This window comes from Streptomyces sp. NPDC058619 (assembly GCF_042717785.1).
Lineage (GTDB): Bacteria > Actinomycetota > Actinomycetes > Streptomycetales > Streptomycetaceae > Streptomyces.
The window spans coordinates 1-5068 of the sequence record NZ_JBHXQN010000124.1; the positions used below are offsets into that span (position 1 = coordinate 1).

Below are 5068 nucleotides of genomic sequence, written 5' to 3' on the forward strand. Positions count from 1 at the left end.
GACCGGCAGGTGTCCGGGACAACACGGCCCCCTCGCTCTGTGACCGGTGACCGTTGCGTGAGGGGTGCAGTGAGCCTGTACCCGTGTCCGTCAGGATCCCAGCCACGCGACATCGCCGGTGGCGTCCGCGTCGAGCACCTGGCCCCCGCAGTACATCCTGACAATCAGGAGGCCTCGACACGGATCCAGCCAACCATGGGAAAGGCGCCGGAACGTGCGCGGGCGACTCGCACAGCGCGGCGAAGGCGTCCTCCCAGCGGTTTCAGCTTGGCCCGCATGCTGACGTCCACTCCCAGCACTTCGCCGACCTGTCGGGCCCTGACGGGTCCGGCGGCCTGCCGCACGGCGGCGAGGATGTGCTGGTAGTCCGGCGGGAGCGTGGCCTCCTCCACGCCCGGTGCGCGGTGCGGGATCAGCATCACCGCCTGTCCGCCCACCTGCCCGGGCGTCGGCGTGGCCGAGGCGCGTTCGTCGGCGAGCTGTTCGCTCACCCGCTCAAGGACCCGTTCGGCGACGGCGAGCTCGTTCCACTCGGCCCGTACCTCCGCCAACGGCCTGGCCAGCTGTTCTTCGAGTCCGTCCAGTTCCGCGCGCCGCACCGCGATTCGCTCCGACACCTCGGGATCCACCATGCACCGGATCGTAGAAGGCACACCGACACCAAGGGGCAGGAACCGGCGAACCACCTGATAGACGATCTACACGGCAGACTGCCGCCCACGACCAGCACGAGCACCCCACGCCAGCACCCTTGACCAGCAGCTTCAATATGGCGGCCTCTCCCTGAGCCGTACCTGCCGGTCGGTGTGTACGGCCCGTACCCCGAGCGGCTGCGGCAGCAGTTCGAGGGCGTGATCTGGCGGTTCAAGACGAGCGGCCAGTGGCGGGAAATGCCCCAGGAGTTCGGTGCCTGGTCGACCGTCCACAACCGCTTCCGGCAATGGCGTGACGCAGGCGTATTCGAGGCCCTGCTGGAGGGTCTGATCGCGGAGGCCGCGGAGCGGGCCGAGGTGGACCTGTCCCTGGTCAGCGTCGACTCCACCACCGCGCGCGCTCATCACGACGCCGCCGGCATGCACCTGGACCAGGGTGTCGTCACCGCGCTGGAGAAGGCCGCCGCTGAGGAGGAGAAGGCCAGGTCAAAAGGGGCGGCCTCGGGGAGCAAACCGGGCAGGACGCCGAGACCGATCCCGAGCGCGAAGAGCGACGACGCATCCGGCGCCGGCGAAAGCTCCGCCTGAAGGCCGCTCTCCTGGGTCGCTCCAGGGGTGGTCAGACCAGCAAGGTCCACCTCGCCGCCGACCGCAAGTGCCGCCCGCTGGCGCACCGGCACGGCACCGCTTGCCGTCCCGTGTTGGGCAGGTCAGCGGGAAACCGCAGGCAGGAGCGGTCTCAGCCCTGGCGGCGGCCTGCTGCCTCGGGGCCACCGCCCTTGGGCCCGGGCCGGGGCGTGGGCCCAAGGCGGGTGGCGTGGCGAGTGCGAGCCGGCGGTGAGCCCGGCGGAGGGCGTATCGGACCACGGCAGGGTGGATTCTGCTGACCACTGCGAAGTAGTGCTTACCGCGCCGGTTGTTGAACTTGGTCACGGTGGTCATGGAAACCCGGCCTGGTTCGACCAGGACGGAGACGCGGAAGTCGAGGTGGGCGGCGTCGTGACCGAGCAGGACTTCCCCGCCTTCCGCGGCCGTGATCGCGAACGCGCCCTGGGCTGGGTTCCGTTGGATGCCTACGAGGCCGACGAGTCCTTCGCAAACGCGCATGAGTGCTGTCACCCAGCCGGGAGACTCACGGAAGGTGGCCGCCGCCCATATCTCCGGGTCCTGCGGCATCGCGGGGTGCAGGGGCAGCTGCCAGCTATCGGTGAAGTCGATCCGCTCGAAGGCATGGCGTGCGAAGTGGGCCGCCTGCGGCACTGCGACCTCGGCGCGCGGCCACAGCACGCGGTTGAGCAGCCGTACCCACGGGCTCCACCGGGCCGGGGTGCGCACTGTTCCGGTTGCCGCGCGCTCGAGGTTGTCGAGGAGATCCTCGACCACCGCGTCGTGCATTCACCGGACCGCGAGAGGCCAGGCCAGGCGGGTGGCGCCGTGCGGGTGGGATTCCAGGACGTGGCGGACCTTACTGCGCGTGGCGGGTTCCTCCGCATCCGCTTCGACGGTCAGTTCATGGTGACCGCCACGTCCGCCCCGGCCGTCGAAGGTGAAGCGCACCCGTTGTCCGGGGTCGTAGCCGGTCACCGTGTAGCGGACCGGACCGTGACCGCCCTGTGCGCCGAGGCCCAGCGGCCGGTCGAACCGCATGGCCGGCCATGCGGGGCGGGTGCGGGCCAGAGCGGGTCGTGCGGGCCCGCCAGCTGGTCGATCAGGGCCCGACGGCCGAGGGTGGAGCGTCAATGCTGCGTTCATGGGTGTTGTGCACAGAATACCTCCGTACGCTACCGTATGGTCAGACCAGACGGTAGCGTACGCTCATGAAGCGAGGGGAACAGAACAAGGACCGCGAGACGGCTCGGACCAGGCTGTCCGCCCAGGACTGGGCGGACGCGGCGCTCGCCGCAGTCGGCGAAGGCGGCCTGGCCGCGATCGCGGTGGAACCCCTGGCGACCCGGCTCGGAGCGACCAAAGGCAGCTGCTACTGGCACTTCGCCAACCGGGCGGCCCTCATCGAGGCGACCCTGACCCGCTGGGAGCAGATCGCCACCGACGCCGTCATCGTCACCGCCGAGGCCGACCCCGACCCCGAGCACCGGTTGCGCACCCTCTTCGCCCGCGTCGTCATCGCAGCTTCGGAGAACCCTGTCGAGCTCGCGTTGCTCTCCAGCGCCGCCCACCCCCAGGTCGCCGCAGCACTGCATCGGGTGACCGAGCGCCGCATGGAGTACGTCGCCGTGCTCTTCGCCGAACTGGGCTTCCCCCGGGAGGAAGCCCGCCGCCGCAGCCTCCTGGCGTACTCCGCCTATCTTGGCCACGCACAGCTGGCGCACAGCGTTCCGCAGCTCCTGCCGGAAGGCGCGGAGCGGCGGCGGTACCTGGAATCCACTATGACCGCGCTGCTTCAGCGGAGCTGACGGACGGCTGCACGATTGCAGGGGCAGGACTGCACCGGGGGCCAACCGCTCGGTCGGTAGACGTACGCCTCGGGGTACGGCCCATGCCTGCCCAACGCCGGGGTGCGACGGCCTGCGGGCGTCGGGCTCGTCTGGGATCCACCGAACTTGACATCCTCCTCGCCGTGAACGGGAGAGGATTCCAATCTGCTGACCGGCGTCCATCCGACGGAGGCAGCATCTTGAGGTTCGCAGATCACCGGACCGGCAGCCCGGGCGCCTTCCCCGCGCAGCAGCGCCGCACACCCTGCGACGGTATCGATGTTTCTGGCCGCGCTCACGTCGGCGTTGTCCGCGTATCCGCAGACCCGGCAAATGTAGGTCCGGGGGCCGACGCGATGCTTGGCGTCACGGCGTAGAGCTGCTGGCGTCGGTGCTCACACAGGTGCGTGAGCACCGACAGCTTCAGGCTATTTCGGCGAACAGGGCCGTGTCGGCGACCTGCCACACCCCCTTGATCCGGCCTTCGTCGGTGATGCCGAAGACGTGGGCGAACCGCACGAGCTTGCTCTCTTCAGCGTCCTGCTCGGTGACCTGGTAGTAGCCGGAGGCGACGACAGTGTCTCCGCCGTCCACGTAGGCGTCCGGGTGGACCTCGAGGGAGCGGAAGCGGGCAGCGAGCTTGGGGTAGAAGCTGCCGAACACCTCGGCCATGCCCCGGTAGACGCCGCCGTCAGGGGATCCCGGCGTGATGTCCCACACCGGCTCCTCCACCAGCAGGCGCTGGGCACCCGGAAAGTCCCGGTCGGCCAGGGCCAGGTAAAGCGCCTTGACGTTCCGGACGTTGCGGCTGTCTGTCGTCAGGTTGCTCGCAGTCAGGTTGGTCATCGTTCCTCGGATTCCTCGTAGGTCCGGCAGGGGCAGGATCACCATACGGGACCGTATGGTGGCGAGGAAACGGCGGGCCTGCCACAGAGCCCGGCGAACGCTGTGCGGTCAACTCCCGTCGAGCAGTGCCCCAACGGCCGCATGGCGATCCGCCGCCAGGCCGTGCGGCCAGGGCTTGGGGATTCGGTGACCGGCCGTCGCCGCCAGCCAGGCATGGCCAGGAAATCGGACGGGAACTTGTCGCTCCCGAGGTCGGTAGGCGCCGGGTGGCAGGTCAGGCTCACCTATTGATCAGAAACGGTTCGGGTTCTGGGTCGTTGAGCTGGGTGTGAGCGATCTGGTGGGGGACGCGCGGCATCTGTCGCCGTCGGCGCAGGAGGCCCTGCGGCTGCGGGCGGTGGCCGCGTTGGTGGCGGGGCGGGGCCGTGAGGACGTGGCGGCGGTGTTCGGGGTGTCGCTGAAAGCAGTCGACATCTGGTGGGCGAAGTGGCGGGCCGGCGGCCGGGAAGCGCTGGTCATGCGGCCGCGCGGCAAGCCGGTCGGGGTGCACCAGGTACTCGGGGAGGCCGAGCAGGCTGCCGTCCGGCAGGCCGTCCTCGATCACATCCCCTCCGACCTGGGGCTTTCGGGTCAGCTGTGGACACGGGGGCAGATAGGCGAGCTGATCTTCAAGCTGTACCGGGTCCGCTTCACCGAGCCCGGGGTGGGCAAGTACCTCAAGCGTTGGGGGCTGACCTTCCAGCGTCCGGACAAGCGGGCGGTCGAGCAGGACGCGGAAGCGGTCCGCGTCTGGCACGAGGAGACCTGGCCGGCGATCCGGGCCAAGGCGAAGGCGGAGAATGCCGAGGTTCTCTTCGGCGACCAGGTCGGGGTCCGCTCGGACCAGGTCACCGGCCGCACCTGGGGCGCCAAAGGCGCGACTCCCATCGTCCGCCGCACCGGGAACCGGTTCTCCGTGAACGCGATGTCCGCGATCAGCACCCGCGGCCGGATGCACTTCATGGTCTTCACCGAGTCGTTCGACGCGAAGGTCATGTGCCGCTTCCTCACCCGGATCGTCGGGCACTTCGACCGGAAGGTCCACCTGATCGTCGACCGGCACTCGGCCCACCGCTCGAAGACCGTCCAGGCCTG

General features: G+C 69.6%; 5 protein-coding genes and 2 pseudogenes. 3 read left to right on the forward strand and 4 right to left on the reverse strand.

Annotated features, from left to right (window positions below; genetic code table 11):
* Positions 1-164 precede the first annotated feature (164 nt).
* Positions 165-632 carry a hypothetical protein gene (locus ACFWTC_RS38410; protein WP_384030646.1) on the reverse strand — a complete coding sequence of 156 codons (468 nt, stop codon included), beginning with the start codon at positions 630-632 and terminating at the stop codon, positions 165-167.
* Between the two features lie 135 nt (positions 633-767).
* Between ACFWTC_RS38410 and ACFWTC_RS38415 the strand changes: the two are divergent.
* Positions 768-1324 (forward strand): annotated as a pseudogene (locus ACFWTC_RS38415) (transposase); the annotation flags it as partial.
* 247 nt (positions 1325-1571) lie between these two features.
* Here the strand turns inward: ACFWTC_RS38415 and ACFWTC_RS38420 are convergent.
* Positions 1572-2048 (reverse strand): annotated as a pseudogene (locus ACFWTC_RS38420) (DUF2867 domain-containing protein); the annotation flags it as partial.
* On the reverse strand, positions 2049-2300 hold the full coding sequence (locus ACFWTC_RS38425; RefSeq protein ID WP_384030648.1) for a hypothetical protein: 252 nt from the start codon (positions 2298-2300) through the stop codon (positions 2049-2051). It abuts the pseudogene before it with no gap.
* A 170-nt stretch (positions 2301-2470) separates the two neighbouring features.
* Between ACFWTC_RS38425 and ACFWTC_RS38430 the strand changes: the two genes are divergently transcribed.
* Positions 2471-3067, forward strand: coding sequence for a TetR/AcrR family transcriptional regulator (locus tag ACFWTC_RS38430; protein WP_384030650.1), 597 nt, complete (start codon positions 2471-2473; stop codon positions 3065-3067).
* Positions 3068-3511: 444 nt separating this feature from the next.
* Here the strand turns inward: ACFWTC_RS38430 and ACFWTC_RS38435 are convergent, their stop codons facing one another.
* Complete coding sequence (locus ACFWTC_RS38435; RefSeq protein ID WP_383926828.1) at positions 3512-3934, reverse strand: nuclear transport factor 2 family protein; 423 nt, start codon at positions 3932-3934, stop codon at positions 3512-3514.
* Positions 3935-4322: 388 nt separating this feature from the next.
* Between ACFWTC_RS38435 and ACFWTC_RS38440 the strand changes: the two genes are divergently transcribed.
* A partial coding sequence (locus tag ACFWTC_RS38440; RefSeq protein ID WP_384075129.1) for an IS630 family transposase occupies positions 4323-5068 on the forward strand: 746 nt, incomplete at its 3' end.